Source organism: Pantoea allii, from assembly GCF_002307475.1.
Lineage (GTDB): Bacteria > Pseudomonadota > Gammaproteobacteria > Enterobacterales > Enterobacteriaceae > Pantoea > Pantoea allii.
Genome location: NZ_NTMH01000004.1, coordinates 1 through 2,263, shown reverse-complemented (window position 1 = coordinate 2,263; position 2,263 = coordinate 1). Strand labels below are relative to the sequence as shown.

The following is a 2,263-nucleotide window of genomic DNA, read 5'->3' as shown; positions in this document are numbered from 1 at the left end:
AAACCTCGGTTTGGGAGAGAAGTTTTCAGGCAGGCTTATTCGTACGATTGTTATGACCACATCTGGCAATTACACACCTGATCCGGAGGCAAAGAAAGTACGTTGCCAATTAGTCGGCGCGGGGGCTAGTGGAAGTAGTCCTGCAACAACAGATGCTTCTTCATATACCGCAGCTGGTGGGGGTGGTGGTGGCGGGGGGTTTGTGGAATTTGAAATTGATCTTATCGTTACAAAAATTACTAACTTACCCGTGACTATAGGATTGGGAGGTGCAAGCGTCACTGGTTCAGTAGGTATTATTGGAGGAACAACCTGGTTCGGAACCAAAATTTATGCATCGGGCGGAAGTACAGGTTCTATTTCCACACGTCCACAAGTTAATTACACCAATGCGGTTAATTCTCTTATGGTCATTCCAGGGGTTCCAGGGATTGGGGAATTCAACGAAACAGAATTGGGTTATAAGCTTTTGCGTAAAGCTAACGGTACTTATGGGGGCTGGGGTTACCTAGGAACACAAGGGCAACTTGGTGGATCAGGTGGTGCAAGTATGCTATCCGGAGAAGTATTCGCCGCGGGTAATAGAGGTTTTGGAAATAATGGGGCTGGTGCAGGTTATGGCGCTGGAGGCAGTGGGACATGTAACTTGTATAATGATCCTTATCCTGAAGTGCTTACTTACTCAGCCAAACCATCAGGCGCAGGTGCCAATGGCGTTGCAATCTTTTATGAGTACTCATAATGAATAAGCAATATGCAGTAATAAAAAATGGTGATTGTGTTGTTGAGAACACTATTGTAGCACCGGCTGATTATCAGATTAATGGTTTTTATTTAGTAGAGTTGAGTGAAAATAATCATGCCCAGCCAGGTGCATTTTACAACTCTGAAAGCGGAAGGTTTTATGGTGATAGAGATTACACGACGGACTATAAAAAATTCACAATAGGATAAGGTTATTTTTAATGATAACTATTTTAAACGGCATTTCGATAGGGATAAGATAAGTTATAGCGTTATTCTAAATTGATTTATTTAAATTATAGCACTTCGATCTTTGAAAAAACAGCCTGAAAAATTAGGCTAAAGGTAGCGTTTATCGCTACCTTTTTTTTCACAAGCGCTTAATTTTCAAACACTATTGAGGTTTTTTCGGCCAACTAATCTCAGGGGCTGTGGAAACATCCACGACCTTCACAGCAGATTTATATGCCATCCATGCTGAAAGCTTTGCTTTATCAGTATCGCTAATCTCTCCAAGCAATAATTCAATTCGCCAGTCAGATATCATTATTTCAACTTCACTCAAAAGTTCTCGACGAAATTTCTCAGCACTTGCTATATCTGCTTCGTGTTGGGCCACCAGATCCAAAATCCAGTTATCCCCGTCCCATTTATCATATTGTGAGCCTGGCTTTTTGGGCGTGGTACTTATTGGATAATCTCCCAAATTTTTTATAATAAATGGTTTTCCGTTTGTAATATCATAAACGGTTTCACCCCGATGATCGCTAACGTACTCCCAGGATAAAAGATCTTCAGTCCTGCAAACTGCCATTCCATCCTTATTTTTTAAAGGCGCATCGATACATGAATTGGCAGGAATGCCAACACCTAAAGCCAGACTTTCAATGCCGGATGAAAGGTATTCACGTGAGATCTCATCAAAATTATAAACTCTGACGTCCCCAGCCTTAACGGCTATAAAGTTTTTATCTAATTCAGCCTGGTTCATTATGCAGCCCTTACAATATAATTAAATGCGATATTTCTAGGGCGCATGGTTATCCATACAGAACCCTCTTTATTGTAAACTGAATTACTAGCTCCGCCACTAACGCCATTATCCTGAGCAGCACTGTTTGTAAGATCTAAATTATTGGGTGCCCGATAAATACCACCTGGTGATGCTACTGACTTAGTTACAAAGTCGGCACCAGAATAGGCCATACCGATATAAACGCCACTACTGTCAACATCACTCCCATTATAATCCATCATGCCTGTCCGAAGATAAGTCGAAATCTGGGCTGCTAACAACTCACGGTTAGAATCAATTCCCCGCCCATCATCCCATCCACGAATAAATTCCCCACGTAAATCCGGTAATTTTAGTGATGGATAGGCCCTTGCCAGAAGCGGGTACTGAGCAGAGGTAATAGCGGCACCATTACATTTTAACCAACCAGTTGGCGGGTTCGCTGACGGCCAGGGAACAGGTACGCCAACCGGCAAAGCGGAGCCTTCTCCCAAACCGAGGTTT

Annotated in this window: 4 protein-coding genes; 2 read left to right on the top strand and 2 right to left on the bottom strand. The window is 42.5% G+C overall.

What is annotated here, in order from left to right; translation table 11 throughout:
- Both CMR03_RS25180 and CMR03_RS02870 read left to right on the top strand, forming a co-directional pair.
- Window positions 1–742 (top strand): glycine-rich domain-containing protein (locus CMR03_RS25180; RefSeq protein ID WP_482810261.1); only part of this gene is annotated, 742 nt, incomplete at its 5' end.
- A complete protein-coding gene (locus CMR03_RS02870; protein ID WP_096010717.1) occupies window positions 742–954 on the top strand; it encodes a hypothetical protein in 213 nt (70 codons plus the stop codon). The genes CMR03_RS25180 and CMR03_RS02870, both read left to right, overlap by 1 nt.
- 184 nt (window positions 955–1,138) lie before the next feature.
- On the opposite strand, the gene CMR03_RS02865 is transcribed toward CMR03_RS02870, so the two are convergent.
- Together CMR03_RS02865 and CMR03_RS02860 are read right to left on the bottom strand one after the other, a co-directional pair.
- Complete coding sequence (locus tag CMR03_RS02865) at window positions 1,139–1,735, bottom strand: tail fiber assembly protein (RefSeq protein ID WP_096010716.1); 597 nt, start codon at window positions 1,733–1,735, stop codon at window positions 1,139–1,141.
- Window positions 1,735–2,263 (bottom strand): phage tail protein (locus tag CMR03_RS02860; protein WP_244181307.1); only part of this gene is annotated, 529 nt, incomplete at its 5' end. The genes CMR03_RS02860 and CMR03_RS02865, both read right to left, overlap by 1 nt.

What these genes read in the sequence shown, in the direction of transcription:
- CMR03_RS02865 (WP_096010716.1), bottom strand. Translation starts at nt 1,735, where the DNA reads ATGAACCAGGCTGAATTAGATAAAAACTTTATAGCCGTTAAGGCTGGG.
- CMR03_RS02870 (WP_096010717.1), top strand. Translation starts at nt 742, where the DNA reads ATGAATAAGCAATATGCAGTAATAAAAAATGGTGATTGTGTTGTTGAG.